The following is a 25262-nucleotide window of genomic DNA, read 5'->3' on the forward strand; positions in this document are numbered from 1 at the left end:
CATTATTTATTTTTGATAGGTCGCAAACTCAAACTTAACCAGCGATTTTTCATCTTGATGATGTTCTGAGTTTACTTTTTGGAAATCCTCAGAGATTTTCGGGTAATGTGCATCACCTTGTACATCTAAATCAACATGAGTCAATTCTAGACGATCAGCGATGTTGAGGGTTTGAGTGAAAATCTCTCCACCACCAATAATAAATACAGACGCTTTTTCAGAATGTTGTACGTCTGTAAGTGCTTCATTCAAGGCATCTTCAATGCTATAAGCGACCTTTACACCTTCAAATTGCCATAATGGATCACGAGTAATCACCCAATTCACACGATTAGGTAGCGCGCGACCCATAGACTCTAAAGTTTTACGACCCATGATGACAACGCCACCTTGAGTAATCGCTTTGAAATGTTTTAGATCGGCAGAGATATGCCAAGGCAATGCATTGCCTTTGCCGATACAGTTGTTCTTATCCATTGCGACAACGTGAACAACTTCGATACCTTGCCATGCCATTTTCTTGATCTCACTTATCGTTAAACTGCTACAGGTGCTTTAATTGCTGGATGTGATTCGTATCCTACGATTTCGATGTCTTCAAACTTAAAGTCGAAAATATCTTTGACATCAGGATTGAGCTTTAACTGACATAACGGTAACGGTTCACGAGTAAGTTGTAATTTGGCTTGCTCAAAGTGGTTTGTATATAAGTGTGTATCACCACCAGTCCAAACAAAGTCCCCAACATCTAAACCACAGACTTGAGCAATCATATGGGTGAGTAGGGCATAGCTAGCAATATTAAATGGCACACCTAAAAATACATCTGCACTACGTTGATAAAGTTGGCAAGAGAGTTTGTTATCATGCACAAAAAATTGGAACAGGGTATGACAAGGTGGTAAAGCAACCTTACCTGCCTCATTTGGATTCCAGCCCGAAACGATTAAGCGACGTGAATTCGGATTGGTTTTGATTTCATTGACGAGCCATTTAATTTGGTCAAAACCATTTTGTTGGTAACTACCATCTTCATTTTGAGTAGCACCAAAGTTACGCCACTGATGCCCATATACAGGACCAAGCTCACCTTCAGGTCGACCGAAGCGAGCAGTTTGCTCAGCAGTTGCCCATTCATCCCAAATAGTGACTTTATTGTCTTTGAGATATTGAACGTTAGTATCACCTTTGAGGAACCAAAGAAGCTCAATTACAATTGAACGAAAGTGAACTTTCTTAGTGGTTAGTAATGGAAAACCTTTAGAAAGATCAAAACGCATTTGATGACCAAATACTGAACGTGTACCTGTACCTGTACGGTCACCCTTGTCACCGCCATTGTCTAGGATATGTTGTAAAAGGTCTAAATATGTACGCATAACGCTCTCTAAAATCGTTTGTGAACTTACATGTTAAAACAGCTTAATCTGCTCAACATCTTTGATAGGGAATGATACTTGATTATTCCTGCTTATAATATTTCTATTCTTTAAAAATACAAAGAGCGCTCTATAAGCGCTCTTTGTTTCTGGTCATCTTTATTCAGTAACAAAGGTTACTTTGCCATCAGCAAGGGATTTAACACGTGCTAAGGATTCCACGCGATAACCTTTTTCAAGTAATACGTCTCGACCTGGTTGGAATGATTTTTCAATCACGATACCCACGCCTACAACTTCAGCATTTGCTTGATGAATAAGATCGATTAAACCTAATGCAGCTTGACCATTCGCCAAGAAGTCATCAATAACCAACGCTTTATCAGTTGAATTAAGATGCTTGTTTGAAATAGCAATTGTACTTTCAGTCTGCTTAGTGAATGAGAACACTTTAGAACGATAAAGATCATCTTTTAAAGTCAATGACTGGTATTTACGAGCAAAAATCACAGGAACACCAAGCTCTAAACCTGCCATAATCGCAGGTGCAATCCCAGATGCTTCAATGGTAATAATCTTAGTAATGCCTGCATCTTTAAAACGCGCAGCAAACTCTTTACCAATCTGTTGCATTAACACAGGATCGATTTGGTGATTTAAGAAAGCGTCAACTTTCAATACTTGATCAGATAGAACGATACCTTCATTTAAGATTTTCTGTTCTAAAGCGTACACGGGAGAATCCTCTAAACGGATGCTTTTTCAAGCAAAGGCATATTTTAAAAAGCATCCAAAAAATTGCAAGCTAAAATTGACCAGATGGTTAATTGGTTTTACCCGAATAGCCAGTCAATAATAGTCCATAGGATGATTTACCATCATTATGTGTCACTTTTACAGGAAGATAATCTAATTTTGGAGCTAACCAAAATACGGTATTTCGTTCAGGTTTGCTGTGTTGTAATACGACTTTGATCGTATTAAATGTTCCATAACTGGTTTTAATACTTTCAGTACCTTGTTTAATAAAACGTCGCTCATCGACACCTTTCGCATCCGAAATATAATAACGTGGTTGTAAGGTATTGCCGTTTTTTAAATCTTCACGAACTTGTAACTCAGCATTTAACTCGTCCAAAACACCAGCTTGCCAAGCAAAAGAACGTTTCTTGTCATCTTTTTGGGTGTTAATCACTTTAGCACTTGGATTGAAGTTAATATTCATCGTGTTGTTGTGCACTAAAATTTTACTGGTGCGACTGAACTTTTGTGAAGTGATTTTGTTATCTGAGAAAGCAAACTGACTGGTTTCAGATGCAGAAGCAATACCACCCGCTTTAGCAACAAATTTATATGTCCAGTTGTTGCCTTGCTGAGATAATGTACGTGTTGCTGAACCTAAATTCTTGTTGTTATAACTAAATTGATAGCTCGCTTGGAATGGCGCCATTGCATAGGCATGGCTAAAGAAGCTTGCACAAGCAAGTGTTGCAGAAGTTACCGTTGCAATACTCAAAAACTTAGTAAATTTGTTTGTCATAGCATTTTGTGTCCTTTGGATGAGCATTTGATGGGATCATCCAGATATCATTACGATTTGTTGTTATTATGCCTGTAGATTATGAAGAAAAGATCAGGTTTTTTACTAAGCGCTTGTTAATTTTTCGTATTAATCATGAAGTTGGAGATTTCTGTGGCAGAGTATAAATAACATGCTGCCACAGGATGTTTGGAATTATCTTTTTGAGTCTTTTTGCTGGATTGGGGTAACTTCGCTAATATCTAAATCATCTTCCTCATCAAATTCATTGGATGGGGAGAGGATCGCTGTAAGATTCACATTTCCCCAAACAATTAATTCTGCTGGTCGGACACGTGCACGATTTACATGCACCTTACTCAGGGTCTCAATAATACTTGGCTTTTTACTAAACCAGCGATTTAAATCTAGATAAAGTAAATCATCTTTTACGGTTACGACTTCAAAGTGTTCTAAAATTTTCCCTAAAGGATCTTCCTCACGAAACTTTTGGTAATACCAAATCGCAAGATGAAAGCCCCATTTTTGGAAAATGTTTTTGAAACTCGCTTCAATCACTTGAGTGTTACTGATTTGCTCAAAAACCATAAGTTGAACATCTTTATTCATTTCCATCTGCAACAGCTTTAAATCAACAGAAAGGGTAGTATGCAGACCTTTGACGTCTATCGTCGAGTACAGTCTTAACCAACCATCATATAAATCAGCATGCAGGTCTTTAATGATTTTAACTTTTTCGGTGACATAACGCTCCATCGTCGCGTTCACAAATACTTGTGAAAGCGAAAAATCTCTCTCTTCTTCGATGAATTCTTCGGCTTTTTGGTAAACTTTACGTAGACGTTTAACAACAGATGAAATTAGCGTTTGCATAAAAGTTGTTCCAGAAAGTGAATTGTTTTAGATAGCAATGCCACGATCTTTGTAATAACTAAAAAATAAAAATAAATTTCTGACTTGCAGTGTAGCAAAATTAATTGCTACATTTTCATAAAATGATGTTATGGATACACTGTAACTATAAGTGGATCATATTTTTGTAAAATTTTGAATACTGATTCGGCTTTTTATACGGCTTTGCCGTTGGGGATGAGGCAATTTTTGCCGCTAAGATGCCATGTGGAATAAAATAAATTTTCGTTCGGAGTTGTCATCTCATTGGTGGCAAGACTCAATTTTTGTAGGGGCTGTGATTTTAGCATTGCTTCTGCATTTGGCTGTGCTTGCGGTACAGTTTGCTATGCCAACTCCATCCGATACCTCCACAAAGGAAATCGCAGTTGCTATTCGCCCTAGTACTGATAAAGTAGAAAATGCTGATTTTCTCGCTCAAGCCGATCAAAAGGGTTCAGGTGAGTTTCGAGAAGCACATCGCATGTCGAGTGATATGCCTTCACCGATGCAGGCGGATGCGACTACTGGTGAAACTGAGTTTGAAAGCTTAGAAAAAATTCAGCAAAAGCGCGAGTTAAAATTTGAAGAAAAAGTTTTAATGACCGTATTAAGCTGGCAGAAACAGGCAGAACAAAGCGAGCGTAAAAAAGCCTTAGAGGATTTACAAAGTCAGTTCCAAGCAAAAGCTGCCATGGTTGCTAGTCTTGAAGCTCAGTATTTACAACGACAACAAAATTTTAGCCGTAAACAACGGATTAAAACGGTAGATGGTATTCAAGCTAAACAGGATGCTTCTGCTGCGTATCTAGATAAATTCCGCCAAAAAGTTGAACTTTATGGAAATCGCTATTACCCAGATGCTGCTAAACAACAGAGGTTATCGGGTGAAGTTAGATTAATGGTTATTCTGAACTCACAGGGTGGGATACGTGCAATTCGTTTAATTGAGAGTTCGGGACATTCTATTTTAGATGAAGCAGCTAAGGCTTCAGTGCGCCGTGGAGCCCCTTTTGGTGCATTTGATTCAACGATGAAGAAGGATATTTCTGAATTACGTATCATTCGGACTTGGCGTTTTGATCCCGTGGATGCTGAGTTTGAAGTGCATTGATTTTAAAAAATAAATCATTTATCAAAAGCTATTTAATTACAATTAGATAGCTTTTTTTATTGTTATTCATTTTTCTTTTTTTACAACACTCTATTACATTTCATAAATAAAACTTGAATTGATAATAAAAATAATTATCATTTGCATTGTATTTTAATTGTTTTGTATGCGCTCCTGTGCTGAAAAGTAAACGCTCTGGGGGAGATCAGCGTATGCATTTTAAATCTCATATCTTTGCATAAGGAAATTTCCCATGCATCAATCTCAGACTTTTCAATCTTTTAAGGCCCATCCTCTTATGTTGGCGATGGCGATATTACCTCCTTCATTTGCCTCTGCAGAAACCAGCACCTCTTCATCGACAGTTGCACTACCTACGATTAGCCTCAAAGCACAAGATGATCAATCCTCAGTTACAGAGGGAACTCAAAGTTATACGGCGAAGAGTGCAAATACAGCGACTAAGTTGAGTCTATCGCTTCGTGAAACGCCACAATCCGTTAAGGTTTTAACTCGTGAGTATTTGGATGATGCCAATATCAGTTCTTTTCAGGATCTATTAAATAATGTCACAGGTGTATCAGTTAACCAATGGGATGAGCGTCAATATCCTACAGCGCGAGGTTTTGATGTCGACTATTATTTATTTGATGGCGTTCCCAGTAATGTGGGGATGGAAGCAAATGATCCTGATTTAACAATGTATGATCGCGTAGAGTTAGTCAAAGGTGCAAATGGTTTAATGACTGGTGCTGGTAACCCAGCAATAGCTATCAATATGATTCGAAAGCATGCGAATGCGAAAGAACTAACTGGGCAGGTAAGTACTTCTTTGGGTTCATGGAATGCATGGACGAGCTCGGCAGATATTTCTACACCATTGAATACGGATGGAACAGTTCGTGGTCGTGTCGTGGTAAAGCACGAAGACACTGACTCTTTTATGAAAGGGTATGAGAAAAATAATAATGTTGTATATGGGGTGGTTGATGCCGATATCAGCGACAAAACCTATGTCTCTGTTGGGGTTGGTTATCAAAACTTAGAGCGTGATGGAGTACGGTGGGGCGGATTACCAGCATTTGATAGTAATGGTCAACGCGTCGATTTTGATCGATCCAAAACAGTAACTTCTGATTGGACATATTGGAATACGGACACCACCACAGCCTTTGCAACCTTGAAACAAAATCTATTCAATGATGTGAATTTGCATGTGAATTATGCATATCGTGAAGTAAAACAAGATACTGCATTGCTCTATTTGTGGGGGAGTTTCGATAAAACTACAAATACCAGTAAAGGTACATTAATGACTTGGTCTGATGCCACTAAGACGAAAGAAAATAATATTGATACTTATCTTTCTGCTCCCTTTTCTATTGGTGGTTTAGAGCAGGAAATTGTGGCGGGTTTTATGTATAACCAAGCACAAAAAGACACATGGTATTCAGGTAATCCTCAAATTGCATCAGATGCGGTACTTGATTTTGATCATCCAAATGTACCGCTATTAGCATCAATTCAAAATAATAATGTCTATCAAGTGCCTAATAAAACGACTCAAACAGGCGCTTATTTGGCAGGTAAATTTAACTTAGCTGAGCCTTTGAAATTAATTACAGGCATACGGTTATCAAACTGGAAATATGAGAGTGATGATGGTGTAGGAAATAGAAAATTCAAAAATGAAGTAACTCCATATGCAGGTTTAGTTTTTGATTTTCTTGATCAGTATTCTTGGTATGCGAGTTATACCAGTATTTTTAAACCAGAAGATAAACGAGATATAAATAAGCAGTACCTTGATCCACGAGAAGGTAAAAGTTATGAGACAGGTTTAAAAGGGGAGTTCTTAAATGGAAAGCTGAATGCTGCTTTATCGGTATTCCAAACCAAACAAGATAATGTTGCAGAAGAAACAGGAACTTTTATACCGAGTCCAGATGGAACCCCAACAACAGAAAAAGCGTACCGTAGTGCTGATGGTGTCGAAAGCAAAGGTGTTGAATTTGAGTTAGATGGAGAAATTGCCAATAACTGGAATTTAAGTTTTGGTATTGCTCATTTCAATGCCAAAGATGCTCAGGGTAATGAAGTGCAAACGATGTCTTCAAGAACCAATGCCAATTTATTCACTAAATATAAGTTAGATAAATGGAGTGTTGGCGGCGGTATAAATTACAAGAGTAAGTTTTATACAGGAGATGGTGACAAACGCATCACACAGGATGCCTATGCTTTAGCAAATTTAATGCTTGGCTATGATATAGATTCAAATATTAAAGCTCAGATCAATTTGAATAATATTTTTGACAAAAAATACTATACAGGCATTGGCGATAATTTGATGGTGTATGGCGCACCTCGTAATGTGACCTTTACATTACGATATCAATTTTAAGAATTGAAAAAACGGCTGAAATTGTATTTAGCCGTTTTAAAATTGTGGATAAGTTCTCGCTTATTCACAATGTATTTGTACTTGAGTAAGCCCGTTCGATTTTACAGATTTCGATATTAAAATGCTGGTACCATTTTTCTTTGCCTAAGTGTTGGGCAACTAAATGTTCAGCATCTTGTTGCCAGCGTTGAATATCTTCGAGGCTGTTCCAGTAAGACAACGCTATTTCAAAATCATTTTCACAACATGCTTCAAACTTAACACAGTGATATTGACCGATTGCTTTATCTCTAAGCTTTTGTGCCATTTCTGTGTAAGTAGAATCTAATTGTCTAATGGTGGCTTTAAAAATAACGATATACATAGGACTCAGGCTTAATTTTCATCAGCTTGGTAAGGATTGCTGACCCCAAGTTTTTTCAGAATCTCAATTTCCAAAGCTTCCATTTCTTCAGCTTCGGCTTCACTGGTTTCATGGTCGTAGCCGAGTAAATGTAAAATCCCATGCACGAGTAAGTGAGTAAAATGATCACTTGGTGTTTTTTGTTGCTCTGCTGCTTCTTGTAACACAACAGGAATACAGATGACCAAGTCACCTAAAGGCTCTGCTTCGAGTAAGCTGAGCATTTCGTCTGGAATATCGCTTGGAAAAGATAAGACATTGGTTGGTTTGTCTTTCTCTCGGTATTGCAAATTCAGTTCATGACTTTCTGTAAGATCAACGCAAGCAATGCCAATCTCACAATCTGCGTCAAAACCAACATGACGTAATGCAGTTTCAATTTGTTTTTTGATTTGACCACGCTTCAATGGTAAATCATTGGCTTGAAAGTCTTGTTGAAGACTTAAATTGATTTTCAAAATAGATCCTTAAATATAAATTGCATCTACAAACTTAGAATGAAACTTAATGGGATAGAAAGAAGACTGGAGGAATGCTTTACTGCATATTGATCCAATTTGTTGCATGATTTGTCTTTTCATGTGCTATCTTCTAAAAAAATGATGATCCATAAGTTTGCTGACAAAACACAAAACTATCCTCATTTAGATCTCTGTAGGCTACTCACACTCATATACTTAACTCGGTAATGACCATTGAGCCTACAGATTTCATGTGCCTTTTTTTAATATCACACTAAAAGCATATTCATTAATGTTGAGCGTCAGCTTTCTCATCATTTTCTGCTACCAGTGCTTCTTGTCTCGCTTTGCGTTCAGCACGAGCTTCTGCTGACAAACGTTGTTGTTCGCTGTCCCAGCCTTCATAAGCTTCGACAATTTTTTGTACCAGTTGGTGACGCACTACATCTCGAGAGTGGAAGCGTGTGATATGAATTTCATGGACGTTTTCAAGAACACGTAAGGCATGAGCCAAACCTGATTGCTGACCACGAGGTAGATCTACTTGTGTTACGTCACCCGTTATCACCGCTCTTGAACCGAAGCCTAGGCGTGTAAGGAACATTTTCATCTGTTCAGGCGTTGTATTCTGAGCTTCGTCCAAAATGACAAAAGAATGATTCAGTGTGCGTCCGCGCATATAGGCGAGAGGTGCTACTTCAATCACTTGGCGTTCAATGAGTTTAGCTACTTTTTCAAAGCCCAGCATTTCATATAGGGCATCGTAAAGTGGTCGAAGGTAAGGATCAATTTTTTGAGTTAAGTCACCTGGTAAAAAACCAAGTTTCTCACCTGCTTCAACTGCAGGACGTACCAGTAAGATACGTTGAATTTCATTACGTTCGAGCATATCTACTGCTGCAGCGACTGCAAGATAGGTTTTACCTGTACCCGCAGGCCCGATACCGAAGGAGATATCGCTTTGTAAGATACGTTGTACATAGCGTTTTTGATTCGCGCCACGTGGATTGATGCGGCCTTTACGCGTTTGTAGCCAAACGTTATCAAGCCCAGTATGTTCTTGATCAGAGTCATCCAAAAATTCACGCTCAGTTTGAGATCCTTGAATCATTAAATGAAGTACATCCGCACTGATTTGAGAAGAAATTTCAGATTCTTGAAAGAGCCGTTGCAAAAGTGCTTCGGCTCGTTCGACCGCTTCGATATCACCGTCTAAGTAAAAGGCATCGCCTCGGTGAGTTATTTTGACATCTAAACGTTGTTCGATTTGTTTTAAATGCCCGTTATACGCACCGAGCATGCTTTTTAAACGTTCCATGGAAATTTCAGGGAACGTTACTGTACGTCGAATCGCTGCAGTCAAGAGAAACCCTTTATGTTGTCTTGTAAGAATACCCTTACATTACGCCACGTCAGGTTCAAGATTCAAGAGTTCACCATAAACTAAATTTAAAGTTTTGATTTCAGTAATCTCAATTTCAGCAAAACGTCCAACCCAAGCTGCATCACCGATAAAAGTAACAAGACGAGTGTTGTCCGCTGTACCGATCAGAAGATTTGGATCTTTATCAGAAACTTTTTCAATCAGTACGCGTTCAATTTTACCCAGCATCGCATCAGTTTTATCGATACTAGATTGTTTAATCACTTGTTGTACTTGTGCTAAACGATCTTTTTTCACTTGCTCTGGAGTGTCATCAGGAAGTTCAGAAGCAGGTGTACCAGGACGTTTTGAATAAACGAAACTATAAGAGTGGTCAAAATCTAAATCTTTAATAAACTGCAAAGTCTCAGCGAAGTGCTCATCCGTTTCGCCAGGGAAGCCAATAATGAAGTCACTTGATAAATGCATATCAGGGCGAACTTTGCGTAGTTTTGCAATTTTATCAATGTAGACATCAATCGTGTGATTGCGCTTCATGGCTTGCAGTACATCGTTTGAACCACTTTGTACAGGTAAATGCAAATGCGAAACCATCTGAGGCAAATCACGATAACATTGAATCAACTCATCAGAAAATTCTAATGGGTGAGAGGTGGTATAACGTAAACGACCAATCCCTGGAATTTCAGCAACTAAGCGCAGTAATTCAGGGAATGTGCAAATGCCACCTTCAAAGGTTTCACCACGATAACCATTTACATTTTGACCAAGCAGGCTAATTTCACGAACACCTTTTTCTGCCAATCCAGCAATTTCTGCTAACACATCATCGAGAGGGCGCGAAACTTCTTCACCGCGTGTATAAGGGACTACGCAGAATGAACAATATTTCGAACAGCCTTCCATGATCGAGACAAATGCTTTAAAACCTTCAACACGTGGTTCAGGTAAGAAATCAAATTTCTCAATATCTGGAAAAGAAATATCAACTAATTTGATTTTTTCTTTCTTTGGCTTTTCCACTTGGGCTTGATGCTGATCTAGCATTTGTGGCAAGCGGTGTAGGGTTTGTGGACCGAATACCATGTCGACATAAGGTGCGCGCTTTTGAATGTTGTCACCTTCTTGAGAAGCAACACAGCCACCGACACCAATCACTAGGTCAGGATTTTGTTCTTTCAGTTTGCGCCAACGACCAAGCTCACTAAAGACTTTCTCTTGCGCCTTTTCACGAATTGAACAAGTGTTCATTAACAAGATATCAGCTTCGTTTGGATTTGTGGTCAGAACGTAGCCGTGTGAGTCGCCAAGCAAATCTGCCATACGATGACTGTCATACTCATTCATCTGACACCCTTGAGTTTCAATATACAACTTCTTCATTGAAACATCAGTGGTGTGCGTTGGCTGGGTAACAGTGTTTTCTGAGGCAGCTTTTGTAGCACTAGGAGTGAATGTTTGAACCGTCATGCAGGCTCCTAAACGAGGTGGATTTAAACAAACCGCGGATTATAGCAGCATTTTTGAATGTTCGCTGAGAATAAAAAAATGACAAAAATGGACACTTTGTGGATGAAAATACGTGAATTTTAATGAATATGAATCAGCAAGTTACATAACACAACAATAGTAAGACTTGAGAGTTATTAAACTATAATCGCAGGCGAAATTAGGCAAATGTATCGATGAAGATGAATAAGCAACACAATTCAGTTCCACACCTCAAAATAAAACTAAATAACAAGAAAATCTTACAACGTAGTTTTGTTGTTGGTGGTTTGCTTGCGTGTTCGTCTGTTTATGCTTTAGATGATCAGTTTAATGATGCTTTACGTGCTGCGAATGCGGGGAATACCGCATTGCTTGATCAGTACCAATATGAGATGCAAAATGATGTTTTAGGTTACTACCCAGAATATTGGAAATTGAATAGTAATCTTGGGTTTCAGCCAGCATCTTCAATTATTAATTTTGCGCAACGATATCCAAAGTCTGCAATGGCTGAAAAGTTAGCAGCAGATTATGTTGAAGAAAAGGTAAAACAAGCGAACTTTAGTGAGGCAAAACCAGTCCTCAGTTATGTAACGAACCCTGATCAAGACGAAAGTTGTGCTGTGGCGCAGGTTCGAGCTCAAACTGGGGATAGTTTGGTTTATGCAGAATATAAGGATATTTGGTTGGCAACAAATACCCAACCTGAATCATGTAATGGTTTGGGGCGTATGATGTTATCAAGCCCCTTAATGACTGCTCAAGATCGCCAACAACGCTTGTGGGGACAACTTAGAGCTGGTCAGTCGGGGCAAGCAATTGCAACTGCACAAACTATGGGTTTAAGTTTATCTCTGGCCCAGTTTAATCAAATTCAATCTAATCCTCTCGCGTACCTATGGAGTGCGCCAAAAACCAATGACGCAGATTACGCCTATTTAATTTTTGCGTTGGGTCGCGTAGCAGATAGTGATTTAACTAATGCTTTAGGCAATGTGCAACGTGTTGCTCAAGATTTACCAAGTCCAGTACAAAAATATTTGTACCGTACCATCGGCTATGTCGGTGGTACAACCGTAATGAAAAATGGTTTTAATCGTGAAGTATTAAATGCATTTGATAAGAGTTATGGTTATCCATTTAGTCCCGAAGAAGCTGAAATTTATGCGCGTCAAGCGGTGCGATTTGGTGCATGGGAAAGTGTAATTCGTGCAGTAGACTCAATGTCGGTTACACAAAAACAAGAAGATCGTTGGCAATATTGGTTGGCTCGTGCATCAGAGCAAAGAAATGACAAAGACTCGAAGTTAGCAGCTCAACAAATTTATCGCAAACTAGCGCAAGCTGGTGATGATTATCACAACTTGCTTGCTAAAGATCGTTTAGGTGAGCGATACAATCATCAACCTTATAACGAACAACCAAGCACACAAGATATTCAGCGTTTAAACCAAAATATTCACTTTAGACGTGCATTCGCTTTACGTGATATTAATGCCCCTGCCAATTATACCAATAGAGAATGGAACTGGGCTGTCAGACAGGCTTATCTACAAAAAGACGATGGTTTATTATTGGCGGCTGCTAAGCGCGCACATGATATGGGCTGGTATGATCGAGCAATTTATGCAGCTGATCGAACCAGCACTCGACACAATGATACCTATCGTTTTGCAACGCCGCATCGTAGTAATGTGACTAGTCATAGTTACAATGCTGGTATTGATCCAGCTTGGGCGTATGGTTTAATGCGCCAAGAAAGTCGATTCGTGACCACTGCGAGGTCTCATGTCGGGGCTGGTGGTTTGATGCAGATCATGCCAAACACGGCCAAATTGGTTGCTCGACAAATGGGAGAAACCTATAACCCAGCGGCATTGAGTGAAATGAACACGAATATTCGATATGGGACATTTTATCTTTCGATGATTCATGGTCAATTGAGCGGAAATGCGGTGCTTGCGACAGCGGGTTATAATGCTGGCCCAAATCGTGCACGTCGTTGGCAACCTGATTTTCAACCAATTGCGGCTGATCAATACACTGAGTCAATTCCTTTATTAGAAACACGTGACTATGTAAAACATGTCATGACCAATGCAACACACTATGGGGTAGTGTTAGGGCAGGGACCTCAATCTCTGGAAAAACGTATGAGTATTATTCCTGTACGTAATGAACCTTAACGCATGGCATCGTTGAACTTGAGATAATGAAGTTTTTGTATTTGATGAAATCAATGTGCTTGATGAAGGAATCAATGTTTAGGGCTATACAGATACTAATCTGTTATTTAGCTCTTTCATTTGCTGTTCCATTATATGCAGCGGACAAAGCTGATATTGCTGGATATGTGATGCATGTCCAAATGACACCTGCTGTCTGTTCGTTTGATTCTTCACGCCAAAAACAACGTAAATGTTTAGAGGGTTATTCTCTGACGATCTCAAGTTTATTGCCTGAAGTTCCTGTTGGTCGAGACTGTCAAACAAAATCATCGGCTAAATTATCCCCCCTACAAGCTAAAGTGGTTGCACGTGTGATGCCTGATGAAAATGCACGGGTACAACTTTGGCAAAATGTCGGCGGCTGTGTGCCAATGAATGCGAGTCAATATTTCAGAACGATTATTAATTTTGCTGAGAGATTAAAAATACCTGCTGATTTGACTAGCCCTAATACGATTGAAGTACAAAAAGAAAATTTAAGGCAGCAATTCACTAAACTAAATCCTTCTCTACCACCCAATGGAATTCGATTTACTTGCCAAGCATCCAAATTTGACTCTATTTTGACTGAGATTCGAGTGTGCTATCAGAAAAACGGTCAGTACAAACAATGTTCGAGTCATGTGGTCACAGGATGTCCAAGTGAATTTACAATTAAAGGAAGTTATTAAGCTTTTTTTCTGAATTAATTTGTATTTTCTATCAGACTTTTGTTGAAATCCATTCTCTTTTACATGCATCTGCGTTCGCTTTAGAGTACAATCTTTGCCGTTTATGATAATTCGGTTGAATAACAAAAGAATTCAATCGTGCTAACGCATCTCATTGGAGAATATCACATGAAGCAACCCGTTCGTGTTGCCGTTACAGGCGCTGCAGGTCAAATTGGTTATAGCTTATTATTCCGTATCGCTAGCGGTGAAATGTTAGGTAAAGATCAACCTGTAATTTTACAATTGCTTGAAGTTCCTTTTGAGAAAGCCCAACAAGCGCTTAAAGGCGTAATGATGGAACTTGATGACTGTGCTTTCCCATTATTGGCAGGCATGATCGGGACTGATGATCCAGAAGTTGCATTTAAAGATGCTGACTATGCGTTATTAGTAGGTTCACGTCCACGTGGTCCTGGTATGGAACGTGCTGACTTATTGAAAGTAAATGGCGAGATCTTCATTGGTCAAGGTCAAGCTTTAAATAAAGTTGCTAGCCGTGATGTTAAAGTATTAGTTGTTGGTAACCCAGCAAATACAAATGCTTACATCGCAATGAAATCTGCTCCAGATCTTCCAGCGAAAAACTTCACAGCTATGCTGCGTCTTGACCACAACCGTGCATTAACTCAACTTGCTCAAAAAGCTGGCGTTGCAGTTTCTGACATCGAGAACATGACTGTTTGGGGTAACCACTCTCCAACTATGTATGCTGACTACCGTTTTGCAACTGCAAATGGTGTAAGCTTAAAAGACAAAATCAACGATGCTGAATGGAATAAAGATGTATTCCTTCCAACAGTTGGTAAACGTGGTGCTGCGATCATCGAAGCACGTGGTTTGTCTTCTGCTGCTTCTGCTGCAAACGCTGCAATTGACCATATGCGTGATTGGGCGTTAGGTACAAATGGCAAATGGGTAACTATGGGTATTCCTTCTGACGGTTCTTATGGAATTCCTGAAGGTGTAATGTTTGGTTTCCCTGTAACAACTGAAAACGGTGAATACAAAATCGTTCAAGGTTTAGAAATTGATGAATTCAGCCGTGACCGTATCAACTTCACTCTTAACGAGTTAGAAGAAGAACGTGCAGCGATTGCTGACATGGTTAAATAATTTGTCATTTTGATAAATTATGAAAAGCACTCTCTTGTAGAGTGCTTTTTTATTTTAAGAAACAAAATACAACAAGAAAATATAGAGATATGCCTGCAAGTTAATACAGTTTATTGTTAGATTATTTATTAGATGGGTTTTACCTAAGGAGAAGAAAAAATGTTTGAACAACAACCAACACTTGAACTTTTATTTGAACAATTGGGGCTTGATGCAGATGAAGTTTCGATGGAAAACTTTATTAAAACTCATCAATTGAGTGCTAGCCAGAAATTACACGAAGCTGATTTTTGGAGTGCTGGGCAACGAGACTTTCTTAAGAGTCATTGGGATAAAGATGATGAATGGGCTATCGTGATAGATGAGTTGAATCAGCAACTACATGTCGATAGTACAACTTAATAAGAAAAGCTCACATCAGTGAGCTTTTTTATGGATTAAATTTATGAACCATTCTTCTTGGCGGGCTTGATTAAAAGCTGGATGTGCATTTAACAACTGCAAGTCGTGATCTACACATGCCACATATTTTTTTAACCAATGTTGAGTCATCGCAAACTCTTCTTTACTTGCAGATGCATAAGCCAAAAAGAAGTAAATATCTAGATGATCGTAGTGAGCGAGAGGCTTTAGGATTTGCTGCGTGATAATCGCAAAACGTTGTTCTTTGGTTAGCTCAAAATAAATCATATAAGCTTTGGCTAAATTCAACGAGAGATCAAGATTAAGGCTTAATGGCATTTCCTCAAATTCAATTCGAGCTTGCTCAAGTAGCACGATGGCTTCTTGCAAGAAATGCAATTGTTCTTGACGGACATGACTGAGTACAACCAATTGCAGACGTAAGTCAGCTCTTTCTAAAGCAAGTTCAGGTGTATTTTCACTTAAATAGAGTTGGTCTGTTTCACCAATTCGATTTACTACATGTTTCGTTTCATTTGACATCAGTTTATCCAAAACCTTGATCTATGCATGCATATATAGGGCTTTATTTTGCAATTTAAAGGTTTAGGCATTCCAAAGCGAATTTCCACTGCGTAACCATGCTGTAATTGATAGACGTTGCTGTTTTGAAAGCAACACTTCATGTAGTAAATCACTTTGGAAGATAGCAAGCCGATTAGGCAATGGTTGAATGGTATGCCATTGTTCATTTTTATCTTGCAAGCGTAACTGACCGCCAAAGTCTTCTTGCCACTGTTCATGTAAATAAAAAACAGTTGAAATCATGCGATCATTCTTTTTCTGAGGATTATCTCGATGTAATGCATAAAATTCACCTGCGTTGTAACAGGCAAAATGAGCTTCTACTTCTTTGATTCCCAAATAAAACGCTTGATTTAATAACTGAGACAAGTTCTTTAATGCATTAATATGTTGTTGCGCGATCGGTAATTGTTCATCAATCCACAATATATGATCGCTACGTATATGACTCACAATACCATTTTGAATGCCTGCAGCTCTGAACTCAGCAAGATGTGAATTGCATTCGTTTACTAGGGAGTTTACAAATGCAGCAGAATAAACATTATCTATAACGGCAAAACCTGATTCATTTAAATCATCCAAAACTTTATCTAAATCCCACGATTCAGGAAGAGAACTTTGCTGCATATATTTCCAATAGATCTTGGTGAAGAGGCTGTATGATCTTAGTCGATCACATCAACGCTAAAGAATACTTTTTTCATTCGTGATAAACTACCCTTTGAATTGAGGAATAATTGTCAACATGAATTACCGTCACCATTTCCATGCGGGTAACTTTGCCGATGTTATGAAGCATGTACTTTTGCTTCAACTGCTCGCTCGTTTAAATGCTAAAGATAAACCTTATCGATATATAGACACCCATGGCGGTGCAGGTAAATATGATTTATCTACGTCTGAAGCACAAAAATCAGGTGAGTTTTTAACGGGTATCCATCGTTTGGTCAAGCTTGACGATTCTATTAAACGTAATGCACCTGAAGGCGTAAAACAATATCTTAAAATTGTTGAAGATATGCGTGCAGGTTCAGGTAAGGGCGCTTATCCAGGTTCACCTTGGTTTGCGCTTGAAGGCATGCGTGATATTGATAAAGCAACTATATTTGAAATGCAGCGTGATGTGTTTCAACAATTGTATTTAAATATTCGTGATAAACGTGCGGGCTTACATGAGCGTGATTTTTATGAAGGTTTGATGGGTGTCATTCCGCCTAAAGAAAAACGTGGATTGGTCATGATTGATCCACCATACGAAATCGAACGTAAAGATTTCCCTCAGTTAGTAGAGCTGTTACAAGCTGCACATAAAAAATGGCCGACAGGTGTTTTTGCTGTGTGGTATCCAATTAAAGATCGCGCGATGATTGACCGTTTTGAGAAGAAAATGTTTAAGACTGGTATTCGTCGTCAGTTGGTATGTGAAATTTGTGTATGGCCTGATGATACGCCAGTTGGATTAAATGGTTGTGGTTTATTGGTGATTAACCCACCTTGGAAATTTTCAGAAGATGCTGATCAGGCATTACAATGGTTGTTCCCTCATTTGCGAATGAGTGAAAATGGTGGTCATGCTGCAGTGCGTTGGTTGGTGGGTGAATAAGCCCATCAATGTCAAACTATTCTCGAGGAATTGAAAATAATGACAAATTCTCCTAAGTCAGATTCTGATTTGAAGAAAGAAGAGCTTTCTTTTGATGGGATCACCTTTGAAGTCGAAGAAGAAGAACAAACGCATGAAGGGCAAAAAGTTAAAAGACGCGGCATTTATTTATGGCCAAATCTGATTACAACAGCGGCATTACTTTCAGGTTTTTATTCGATCATCGCTAGTATGAATGGTAATTTCACTCAAGCTATTTATGCGATTTTCTTAGCAGCATTGTTAGATGGTTTGGATGGTCGAGTTGCTCGTGCAATCGGAGCACAAAGTGCTTTTGGTGAACAGTATGATTCACTTTCGGATTTATTAGCCTTCGGTGTAGCTCCAGCTATTTTGATGTACAGTTGGAGTCTCAATGATTTGGGTCGAATTGGTCTAGCTTGTTGTTTTATTTACACAGCCTGTGCAGCATTTCGACTTGCACGCTTCAATGTACAAATCGGTGTGGTCGATAAACGTTACTTTATAGGAATAGCAAGTCCATTAGCTGCTGTAACCGTTATTTCAATGGTATGGGTGAGTCAAGATTATCCTCTGGTATTTGATTTAAATGACATCACAATACAAATCATCAACGCTGTGATTATGGTTTCGATTGGTTTGCTTATGATTTCAAATATCAAATACTATTCATTTAAACAAATGGATCGCAAACGTGTTCCTTTTGTAGTCATGTTGCCTGTAGTCTTGATTTTTGCTGCAATCACCTACAATATTCCTGTAGGGATACTTGTTGTATGTATCATCTATGTGTTGTCTGGTTTTGTAACGACACTATTAGCTAAAAAAAATGATTCCAAAATAACAATCTAAATAAAAGGAGGTTCGGCATGCCATTGTTGATGAATAATAGTCAATTAAAGCAGCTGAACCTCAACAAGTCAGATGCTTTAACTTTTTACCCACCCAAAGGTTTATTTAAAATTGTTTATCAAGGTTTGATTCTACCGAATCTCCCTGCACCTTTTCATTATGTAAATTTCATTAGTTTGATTGGGCAACCTCGTATCCCTATTTGTTATAATCCAAGTGCAATTTCCACAACTGCGATCGATACAGCTACAGTGTTGGTAAGTAGTAGCTTATCAACAGTTGGACATCTAAAAAGTTATAGTGCAAAAGAGCAGTGTCAATTTGAGACTGATTCATATCAATTCTTAGATGTTGATCAAATTCATGTTGATTTTCCAAACTATTACTTCAAACGAAATGACAATGAATTTAGCTGTGATTTAAGGGTAAATATCTGTTCTGAAATAGAAAATCATACAGCATTGCACTGGGGCGTGGCTGACTACTGGTATGTACAATGTCAGTGCGTTGGGGAAATTGTTTATAAAAATCAAAAATATTTGATTGAGACCAAAGGTATTTTAAAACATGCAAGGGCGGTATATTTACCTTTTATTGCTTTTCACTTTTTTACATATCAAATCATTCATATTAATGAAGAAATTCAAGTCATCCTTTCAGAATTGCGCAACCAATGGAATAGCGTAATTTTCTCTCGAATTGAGGTTCAAACCAGCCAACAAGGTTCGACTCTTTATGATCGAAATGTGGTTTTTGATACCCTTAGGGTGTATCCAAAGATTCAAACTCCTAATGGACGTGAGATGTATCTTCCTCGTGAATTCATTTGGCAATATCAAGAAAATGAAGAAGTTATCTTTCAATTACACGGACAGAGTAGGGGCGATTATAAATTTGGTCTAGCGGCGGGTTATGTTGGTAGTTTTAGTTATGATTTATTTTGGAATAATCAGTCCTATCAAGGGAGTGGGTATTGTGAATACATCGATTGTCGACCTTTGCATTGGCAAGAAAAAAGTAAAACTGAACAAATCTTAGACCAAATTCCACATTTTCAGCCTTATTTGTGTAAAAAATAATCTATCAGTTTAAATATTAAAATAAATTCCAATAAATCACTTGCAAGCGATTAGAAATGCTGTAGAATGCACATCCATCGGCGGTGATGCGGATAAAAACTTGTTGAGAAACAAGGATTTGGCTAAAATGGTTGGATTCTTGGGTTGGTTGATAAGTTTTAAAAATATCTAAATTACCTGTTGACTTTAAAGAAATTTAGAGTAATATAGCCGACCTAGCTTGATGATGACGAATCATCGAGAAGATCATTAAGAGAATAGAAGAACAACTTGTGTGGATTTTTACTGGTTGATCGATCGAAATAATTTTCATTGATTGAATGGTAGAAATTTCTCGAAGTTTATTTGAGCGAATTTTTAGTCAGAAAATTGATGAGCCAGAATTAGCACCTTGTCTTAACTAAGGTGCAAAATGATTTTAACTGAAGAGTTTGATCATGGCTCAGATTGAACGCTGGCGGCAGGCTTAACACATGCAAGTCGAGCGGAGATGAGGTGCTTGCACCTTATCTTAGCGGCGGACGGGTGAGTAATGCTTAGGAATCTGCCTATTAGTGGGGGACAACATTCCGAAAGGAATGCTAATACCGCATACGTCCTACGGGAGAAAGCAGGGGATCTTCGGACCTTGCGCTAATAGATGAGCCTAAGTCGGATTAGCTAGTTGGTGGGGTAAAGGCCTACCAAGGCGACGATCTGTAGCGGGTCTGAGAGGATGATCCGCCACACTGGGACTGAGACACGGCCCAGACTCCTACGGGAGGCAGCAGTGGGGAATATTGGACAATGGGGGGAACCCTGATCCAGCCATGCCGCGTGTGTGAAGAAGGCCTTATGGTTGTAAAGCACTTTAAGCGAGGAGGAGGCTACTGAGACTAATACCCTTGGATAGTGGACGTTACTCGCAGAATAAGCACCGGCTAACTCTGTGCCAGCAGCCGCGGTAATACAGAGGGTGCGAGCGTTAATCGGATTTACTGGGCGTAAAGCGTGCGTAGGCGGCTTTTTAAGTCGGATGTGAAATCCCCGAGCTTAACTTGGGAATTGCATTCGATACTGGGAAGCTAGAGTATGGGAGAGGATGGTAGAATTCCAGGTGTAGCGGTGAAATGCGTAGAGATCTGGAGGAATACCGATGGCGAAGGCAGCCATCTGGCCTAATACTGACGCTGAGGTACGAAAGCATGGGGAGCAAACAGGATTAGATACCCTGGTAGTCCATGCCGTAAACGATGTCTACTAGCCGTTGGGGCCTTTGAGGCTTTAGTGGCGCAGCTAACGCGATAAGTAGACCGCCTGGGGAGTACGGTCGCAAGACTAAAACTCAAATGAATTGACGGGGGCCCGCACAAGCGGTGGAGCATGTGGTTTAATTCGATGCAACGCGAAGAACCTTACCTGGCCTTGACATACTAGAAACTTTCCAGAGATGGATTGGTGCCTTCGGGAATCTAGATACAGGTGCTGCATGGCTGTCGTCAGCTCGTGTCGTGAGATGTTGGGTTAAGTCCCGCAACGAGCGCAACCCTTTTCCTTACTTGCCAGCATTTCGGATGGGAACTTTAAGGATACTGCCAGTGACAAACTGGAGGAAGGCGGGGACGACGTCAAGTCATCATGGCCCTTACGGCCAGGGCTACACACGTGCTACAATGGTCGGTACAAAGGGTTGCTACACAGCGATGTGATGCTAATCTCAAAAAGCCGATCGTAGTCCGGATTGGAGTCTGCAACTCGACTCCATGAAGTCGGAATCGCTAGTAATCGCGGATCAGAATGCCGCGGTGAATACGTTCCCGGGCCTTGTACACACCGCCCGTCACACCATGGGAGTTTGTTGCACCAGAAGTAGGTAGTCTAACCGCAAGGAGGACGCTTACCACGGTGTGGCCGATGACTGGGGTGAAGTCGTAACAAGGTAGCCGTAGGGGAACCTGCGGCTGGATCACCTCCTTAACGAAAGATTGGTGACCGGTAAGAATCCACAACAAGTTGTTCTTCGAAGATGTATCTGAGGGTCTGTAGCTCAGTTGGTTAGAGCACACGCTTGATAAGCGTGGGGTCACAAGTTCAAGTCTTGTCAGACCCACCACTACTGACGAAGTGATGAATAATCACAAGCTGCTAGATAAAAAGATATGTCGTTCATTATGATTAAAGCTGGGGACTTAGCTTAGTTGGTAGAGCGCCTGCTTTGCACGCAGGAGGTCAGGAGTTCGACTCTCCTAGTCTCCACCAAATTCGAGGGTAAACAAAGCAACGCTTTGTCCGAGAATTTAAGCAAACAGCTATGCTGTGCGCAGGCACACATAGAACGAAGCTTGGAGCTAAAGATTACAGAACTTAGTAAGCAAATAGCTTCTTAACTTCTGTGATTTATCACAGTTTACTACGCACCGACGAGGTGGTAGTTAATCATTAACAGATTAGAAAATTGAGTCTGAAATAAATTGTTCAAACTCGATTAAATAGGAAGATAACAAGTAATTGTTAAATTAATATTTAATCTGAGAACTAGCAAAAACACTGAATCAAGCGTTTTGGTATATGAATTTAGATTGAAGCTGTATGGTGATTAAATTCACAGACAACAAACCAGTAGCAATTAAGTTTGCAACGATAACACTCACTTGTATGTGTTAACGACTGTTTGGGGTTGTATAGTCAAGTAATTAAGTGCATGTGGTGGATGCCTTGGCAGTCAGAGGCGATGAAAGACGTGATAGCCTGCGAAAAGCTCCGGGGAGGCGGCAAATATCCTTTGATCCGGAGATTTCTGAATGGGGGAACCCACCCGCTATAAGGCGGGTATCATAAACTGAATACATAGGTTTATGAAGCGAACGAGGGGAAGTGAAACATCTCAGTACCCTTAGGAAAAGAAATCAATTGAGATTCCCTTAGTAGCGGCGAGCGAACGGGGAGCAGCCCATTAAGTTATGTGTGTTTTAGTGGAACGCTCTGGGAAGTGCGAACGTAGAGGGTGATATTCCCGTACACGAAAGGGCACACATAATGATGACGAGTAGGGCGAGGCACGTGAAACCTTGTCTGAATATGGGGGGACCATCCTCCAAGGCTAAATACTCCTGACTGACCGATAGTGAACCAGTACCGTGAGGGAAAGGCGAAAAGAACCCCTGTGAGGGGAGTGAAATAGATCCTGAAACCGCATGCATACAAGCAGTGGGAGCCGACTTGTTCGGTGACTGCGTACCTTTTGTATAATGGGTCAGCGACTTATATTCAGTAGCGAGGTTAACCGAATAGGGGAGCCGTAGAGAAATCGAGTCTTAATAGGGCGTTTAGTTGCTGGGTATAGACCCGAAACCAGGCGATCTATCCATGAGCAGGTTGAAGGTTGGGTAACACTAACTGGAGGACCGAACCCACTGTCGTTGAAAAGCCAGGGGATGACTTGTGGATAGGGGTGAAAGGCTAATCAAGCCTGGTGATAGCTGGTTCTCCCCGAAAGCTATTTAGGTAGCGCCTCGGACGAATACCATTGGGGGTAGAGCACTGTTTCGGCTAGGGGGTCATCCCGACTTACCAAACCGATGCAAACTCCGAATACCAATGAGTACTATCCGGGAGACAGACTGCGGGTGCTAACGTCCGTAGTCAAGAGGAAAACAATCCAGACCGCCAGCTAAGGCCCCAAAATTATAGTTAAGTGGGAAACGATGTGGGAAGGCATAGACAGCTAGGAGGTTGGCTTAGAAGCAGCCACCCTTTAAAGAAAGCGTAATAGCTCACTAGTCGAGTCGGCCTGCGCGGAAGATGTAACGGGGCTAAAACTATGTGCCGAAGCTGCGGATTTGACATTAGTCAAGTGGTAGGGGAGCGTTCTGTAAGCCGATGAAGGTGTATTGAGAAGTATGCTGGAGGTATCAGAAGTGCGAATGCTGACGTGAGTAACGACAAAACGGGTGAAAAACCCGTTCGCTGAAAGACCAAGGGTTCCAGTCCAACGTTAATCGGGGCTGGGTGAGTCGACCCCTAAGGCGAGGCCGAGAGGCGTAGTCGATGGGAAATTGGTTAATATTCCAATACTTCTGTGTAATGCGATGAGAGGACGGAGAAGGTTAAGTCAGCCTGGCGTTGGTTGTCCAGGTGGAAGACCGTAGGCATGCATCTTAGGCAAATCCGGGGTGCTCTATGCTGAGAGTCGATAGCAAGCTGTACTTGTACAGTGAAGTGGCTGATACCATGCTTCCAGGAAAAGTCTCTAAGCTTCAGTTACACAGGAATCGTACCCGAAACCGACACAGGTGGTCAGGTCGAGTAGACCAAAGCGCTTGAGAGAACTCTGCTGAAGGAACTAGGCAAAATGGTACCGTAACTTCGGGAGAAGGTACGCTGCTGACGGTGATGGGACTTGCTCCCTGAGCGGTTGGCAGCCGCAGAAACCAGGCCGCTGCAACTGTTTATTAAAAACATAGCACTCTGCAAACACGAAAGTGGACGTATAGGGTGTGATGCCTGCCCGGTGCTGGAAGGTTAATTGATGGGGTTAGCGTAAGCGAAGCTCTTGATCGAAGCCCCAGTAAACGGCGGCCGTAACTATAACGGTCCTAAGGTAGCGAAATTCCTTGTCGGGTAAGTTCCGACCTGCACGAATGGCATAATGATGGCGGCGCTGTCTCCAGCAGAGGCTCAGTGAAATCGAAATCGCTGTGAAGATGCAGTGTACCCGCGGCTAGACGGAAAGACCCCGTGAACCTTTACTGCAGCTTGACATTGAACTTTGACCTTACTTGTGTAGGATAGGTGGGAGGCTTTGAAGTTGGAACGCTAGTTCCAATGGAGCCGTCCTTGAAATACCACCCTGGTAATGTTGAGGTTCTAACTCTGTCCCGTAATCCGGGACGAGGACCATGTCTGGTGGGTAGTTTGACTGGGGCGGTCTCCTCCTAAAGAGTAACGGAGGAGTACGAAGGTGCGCTCAGCGTGGTCGGAAATCACGCGTAGAGTATAAAGGCAAAAGCGCGCTTAACTGCGAGACCCACAAGTCGAGCAGGTACGAAAGTAGGTCTTAGTGATCCGGTGGTTCTGTATGGAAGGGCCATCGCTCAACGGATAAAAGGTACTCTGGGGATAACAGGCTGATACCGCCCAAGAGTTCATATCGACGGCGGTGTTTGGCACCTCGATGTCGGCTCATCTCATCCTGGGGCTGAAGCAGGTCCCAAGGGTATGGCTGTTCGCCATTTAAAGAGGTACGCGAGCTGGGTTTAGAACGTCGTGAGACAGTTCGGTCCCTATCTACCGTGGGCGCTGGAAATTTGAGAGGATCTGCTCCTAGTACGAGAGGACCAGAGTGGACGAACCTCTGGTGTACCGGTTGTCACGCCAGTGGCATCGCCGGGTAGCTATGTTCGGAAGGGATAACCGCTGAAAGCATCTAAGCGGGAAGCCTACCTCAAGATAAGATTTCCCTAGGAATTTATTCCTCTAAAGAGCCGTTCGAGACTAGGACGTTGATAGGTTGGGTGTGGAAGCACGGTGACGTGTGAAGCTGACCAATACTAATTGCTCGTGAGGCTTGACTATACAACACCCAAACAGTTGTTGTATTCAAGATAAATTCAATACA

At 40.7% G+C, this 25262-nt stretch carries 20 protein-coding genes, 2 tRNA genes and 2 rRNA genes; 13 read left to right on the forward strand and 11 right to left on the reverse strand.

Annotation, left to right across the window (positions count from 1 at the left end):
• Positions 1–6: 6 nt before the first annotated feature.
• The 5 genes from F948_RS01435 to F948_RS01455 form a co-directional block, all read right to left on the reverse strand.
• Positions 7–516, reverse strand: coding sequence for a dihydrofolate reductase (locus tag F948_RS01435; RefSeq protein ID WP_004958883.1), 510 nt, complete (start codon positions 514–516; stop codon positions 7–9).
• 20 nt (positions 517–536) lie between these two features.
• Complete coding sequence (thyA, locus tag F948_RS01440; RefSeq protein WP_004958886.1) at positions 537–1379, reverse strand: thymidylate synthase; 843 nt, start codon at positions 1377–1379, stop codon at positions 537–539.
• A 159-nt stretch (positions 1380–1538) separates the two neighbouring features.
• Entirely contained in the window at positions 1539–2114 is a 576-nt protein-coding gene (locus F948_RS01445; RefSeq protein WP_004916475.1) for a xanthine phosphoribosyltransferase, read from the reverse strand.
• Between the two features lie 88 nt (positions 2115–2202).
• Positions 2203–2919 carry a DUF3108 domain-containing protein gene (locus F948_RS01450; protein ID WP_004916473.1) on the reverse strand — a complete coding sequence of 239 codons (717 nt, stop codon included), beginning with the start codon at positions 2917–2919 and terminating at the stop codon, positions 2203–2205.
• A 195-nt stretch (positions 2920–3114) separates the two neighbouring features.
• Positions 3115–3792 carry a hypothetical protein gene (locus F948_RS01455; RefSeq protein WP_004958891.1) on the reverse strand — a complete coding sequence of 226 codons (678 nt, stop codon included), beginning with the start codon at positions 3790–3792 and terminating at the stop codon, positions 3115–3117.
• A 244-nt stretch (positions 3793–4036) separates the two neighbouring features.
• Here F948_RS01455 and F948_RS01460 point away from each other — a divergent pair, with 244 nt between their 5' ends.
• On the forward strand, positions 4037–4924 hold the full coding sequence (locus F948_RS01460) for an energy transducer TonB (RefSeq protein ID WP_004958893.1): 888 nt from the start codon (positions 4037–4039) through the stop codon (positions 4922–4924).
• A gap of 253 nt (positions 4925–5177) precedes the next feature.
• Positions 5178–7328: a TonB-dependent siderophore receptor gene (locus F948_RS01465; protein ID WP_004958896.1), complete on the forward strand. Its 2151-nt coding sequence runs from the start codon at positions 5178–5180 to the stop codon at positions 7326–7328.
• A 64-nt stretch (positions 7329–7392) separates the two neighbouring features.
• Here F948_RS01465 and F948_RS01470 read toward each other — a convergent pair whose 3' ends face one another.
• From F948_RS01470 to miaB, 4 genes are all read right to left on the reverse strand, one after another.
• The gene (locus F948_RS01470) at positions 7393–7692 is read right to left on the reverse strand and encodes an antibiotic biosynthesis monooxygenase family protein (RefSeq protein WP_004958897.1); all 300 of its coding nucleotides are present in this window, start codon (positions 7690–7692) and stop codon (positions 7393–7395) included.
• A gap of 11 nt (positions 7693–7703) precedes the next feature.
• Complete coding sequence (ybeY, locus tag F948_RS01475) at positions 7704–8189, reverse strand: rRNA maturation RNase YbeY (protein WP_004958901.1); 486 nt, start codon at positions 8187–8189, stop codon at positions 7704–7706.
• Between the two features lie 292 nt (positions 8190–8481).
• Positions 8482–9555 (reverse strand): PhoH family protein, encoded by a 1074-nt coding sequence (locus F948_RS01480; RefSeq protein WP_004958905.1) that lies wholly within the window; start codon positions 9553–9555, stop codon positions 8482–8484.
• 39 nt (positions 9556–9594) lie between these two features.
• Positions 9595–11046: a tRNA (N6-isopentenyl adenosine(37)-C2)-methylthiotransferase MiaB gene (gene miaB / locus F948_RS01485; protein WP_004958909.1), complete on the reverse strand. Its 1452-nt coding sequence runs from the start codon at positions 11044–11046 to the stop codon at positions 9595–9597.
• 215 nt (positions 11047–11261) lie between these two features.
• On the opposite strand from miaB, the gene F948_RS01490 reads away from it, so the two are divergent.
• The 4 genes from F948_RS01490 to F948_RS01505 all read left to right on the forward strand — a co-directional run bounded on the left by F948_RS01490 (position 11262) and on the right by F948_RS01505 (position 15523).
• Positions 11262–13253, forward strand: coding sequence for a lytic transglycosylase domain-containing protein (locus F948_RS01490; RefSeq protein ID WP_004958913.1), 1992 nt, complete (start codon positions 11262–11264; stop codon positions 13251–13253).
• Between the two features lie 26 nt (positions 13254–13279).
• The gene (locus tag F948_RS01495) at positions 13280–13966 is read left to right on the forward strand and encodes a ribonuclease T2 family protein (RefSeq protein ID WP_171057508.1); all 687 of its coding nucleotides are present in this window, start codon (positions 13280–13282) and stop codon (positions 13964–13966) included.
• A 168-nt stretch (positions 13967–14134) separates the two neighbouring features.
• Positions 14135–15121: a malate dehydrogenase gene (locus tag F948_RS01500; protein WP_004916445.1), complete on the forward strand. Its 987-nt coding sequence runs from the start codon at positions 14135–14137 to the stop codon at positions 15119–15121.
• 159 nt (positions 15122–15280) lie between these two features.
• The gene (locus tag F948_RS01505; protein WP_004916443.1) at positions 15281–15523 is read left to right on the forward strand and encodes a DUF2789 family protein; all 243 of its coding nucleotides are present in this window, start codon (positions 15281–15283) and stop codon (positions 15521–15523) included.
• A 15-nt stretch (positions 15524–15538) separates the two neighbouring features.
• On the opposite strand, the gene F948_RS01510 is transcribed toward F948_RS01505, so the two are convergent.
• Positions 15539–16066 carry a hypothetical protein gene (locus F948_RS01510; RefSeq protein WP_004958918.1) on the reverse strand — a complete coding sequence of 176 codons (528 nt, stop codon included), beginning with the start codon at positions 16064–16066 and terminating at the stop codon, positions 15539–15541.
• 63 nt (positions 16067–16129) lie between these two features.
• A complete protein-coding gene (locus F948_RS01515) occupies positions 16130–16738 on the reverse strand; it encodes a 2OG-Fe(II) oxygenase (RefSeq protein WP_004958921.1) in 609 nt (202 codons plus the stop codon).
• Positions 16739–16856: 118 nt separating this feature from the next.
• Between F948_RS01515 and F948_RS01520 the strand changes: the two genes are divergently transcribed.
• The 7 genes from F948_RS01520 to F948_RS01550 all read left to right on the forward strand — a co-directional run bounded on the left by F948_RS01520 (position 16857) and on the right by F948_RS01550 (position 25219).
• The gene (locus tag F948_RS01520; protein WP_004958924.1) at positions 16857–17714 is read left to right on the forward strand and encodes a 23S rRNA (adenine(2030)-N(6))-methyltransferase RlmJ; all 858 of its coding nucleotides are present in this window, start codon (positions 16857–16859) and stop codon (positions 17712–17714) included.
• Between the two features lie 39 nt (positions 17715–17753).
• Positions 17754–18587: a CDP-diacylglycerol--serine O-phosphatidyltransferase gene (pssA, locus tag F948_RS01525; RefSeq protein ID WP_004957817.1), complete on the forward strand. Its 834-nt coding sequence runs from the start codon at positions 17754–17756 to the stop codon at positions 18585–18587.
• A 17-nt stretch (positions 18588–18604) separates the two neighbouring features.
• Positions 18605–19666 (forward strand): DUF6670 family protein, encoded by a 1062-nt coding sequence (locus F948_RS01530; protein ID WP_004958927.1) that lies wholly within the window; start codon positions 18605–18607, stop codon positions 19664–19666.
• A 419-nt stretch (positions 19667–20085) separates the two neighbouring features.
• Positions 20086–21622: ribosomal RNA gene (locus F948_RS01535) — 16S ribosomal RNA — on the forward strand.
• 59 nt (positions 21623–21681) lie between these two features.
• Positions 21682–21758 (forward strand) — tRNA-Ile (locus F948_RS01540).
• A gap of 70 nt (positions 21759–21828) precedes the next feature.
• Positions 21829–21904 (forward strand) — tRNA-Ala (locus F948_RS01545).
• Positions 21905–22328: 424 nt separating this feature from the next.
• Positions 22329–25219: ribosomal RNA gene (locus tag F948_RS01550) — 23S ribosomal RNA — on the forward strand.
• The 16S and 23S rRNA genes sit together here with 2 tRNA genes alongside, the layout of an rRNA operon.
• Positions 25220–25262 lie beyond the last annotated feature (43 nt).

The organism is Acinetobacter junii CIP 64.5, from assembly GCF_000368765.1.
Classification (GTDB): domain Bacteria; phylum Pseudomonadota; class Gammaproteobacteria; order Pseudomonadales; family Moraxellaceae; genus Acinetobacter; species Acinetobacter junii.

Bases quoted from the DNA above. Each gene is read 5' to 3' on its own strand.
- F948_RS01435 (WP_004958883.1), bottom strand. From the start codon at position 516: ATGGCATGGCAAGGTATCGAAGTTGTTCACGTTGTCGCAATGGATAAG.
- thyA (WP_004958886.1), bottom strand. From the start codon at position 1,379: ATGCGTACATATTTAGACCTTTTACAACATATCCTAGACAATGGCGGT.
- F948_RS01450 (WP_004916473.1), bottom strand. From the start codon at position 2,919: ATGACAAACAAATTTACTAAGTTTTTGAGTATTGCAACGGTAACTTCT.
- F948_RS01455 (WP_004958891.1), bottom strand. From the start codon at position 3,792: ATGCAAACGCTAATTTCATCTGTTGTTAAACGTCTACGTAAAGTTTAC.
- F948_RS01460 (WP_004958893.1), top strand. From the start codon at position 4,037: ATGTGGAATAAAATAAATTTTCGTTCGGAGTTGTCATCTCATTGGTGG.
- F948_RS01465 (WP_004958896.1), top strand. From the start codon at position 5,178: ATGCATCAATCTCAGACTTTTCAATCTTTTAAGGCCCATCCTCTTATG.
- F948_RS01470 (WP_004958897.1), bottom strand. From the start codon at position 7,692: ATGTATATCGTTATTTTTAAAGCCACCATTAGACAATTAGATTCTACT.
- miaB (WP_004958909.1), bottom strand. From the start codon at position 11,046: ATGACGGTTCAAACATTCACTCCTAGTGCTACAAAAGCTGCCTCAGAA.
- F948_RS01490 (WP_004958913.1), top strand. From the start codon at position 11,262: ATGAAGATGAATAAGCAACACAATTCAGTTCCACACCTCAAAATAAAA.
- F948_RS01495 (WP_171057508.1), top strand. From the start codon at position 13,280: ATGAAGTTTTTGTATTTGATGAAATCAATGTGCTTGATGAAGGAATCA.
- F948_RS01500 (WP_004916445.1), top strand. From the start codon at position 14,135: ATGAAGCAACCCGTTCGTGTTGCCGTTACAGGCGCTGCAGGTCAAATT.
- F948_RS01505 (WP_004916443.1), top strand. From the start codon at position 15,281: ATGTTTGAACAACAACCAACACTTGAACTTTTATTTGAACAATTGGGG.
- F948_RS01510 (WP_004958918.1), bottom strand. From the start codon at position 16,066: ATGTCAAATGAAACGAAACATGTAGTAAATCGAATTGGTGAAACAGAC.
- F948_RS01515 (WP_004958921.1), bottom strand. From the start codon at position 16,738: ATGCAGCAAAGTTCTCTTCCTGAATCGTGGGATTTAGATAAAGTTTTG.
- F948_RS01520 (WP_004958924.1), top strand. From the start codon at position 16,857: ATGAATTACCGTCACCATTTCCATGCGGGTAACTTTGCCGATGTTATG.
- pssA (WP_004957817.1), top strand. From the start codon at position 17,754: ATGACAAATTCTCCTAAGTCAGATTCTGATTTGAAGAAAGAAGAGCTT.
- F948_RS01530 (WP_004958927.1), top strand. From the start codon at position 18,605: ATGCCATTGTTGATGAATAATAGTCAATTAAAGCAGCTGAACCTCAAC.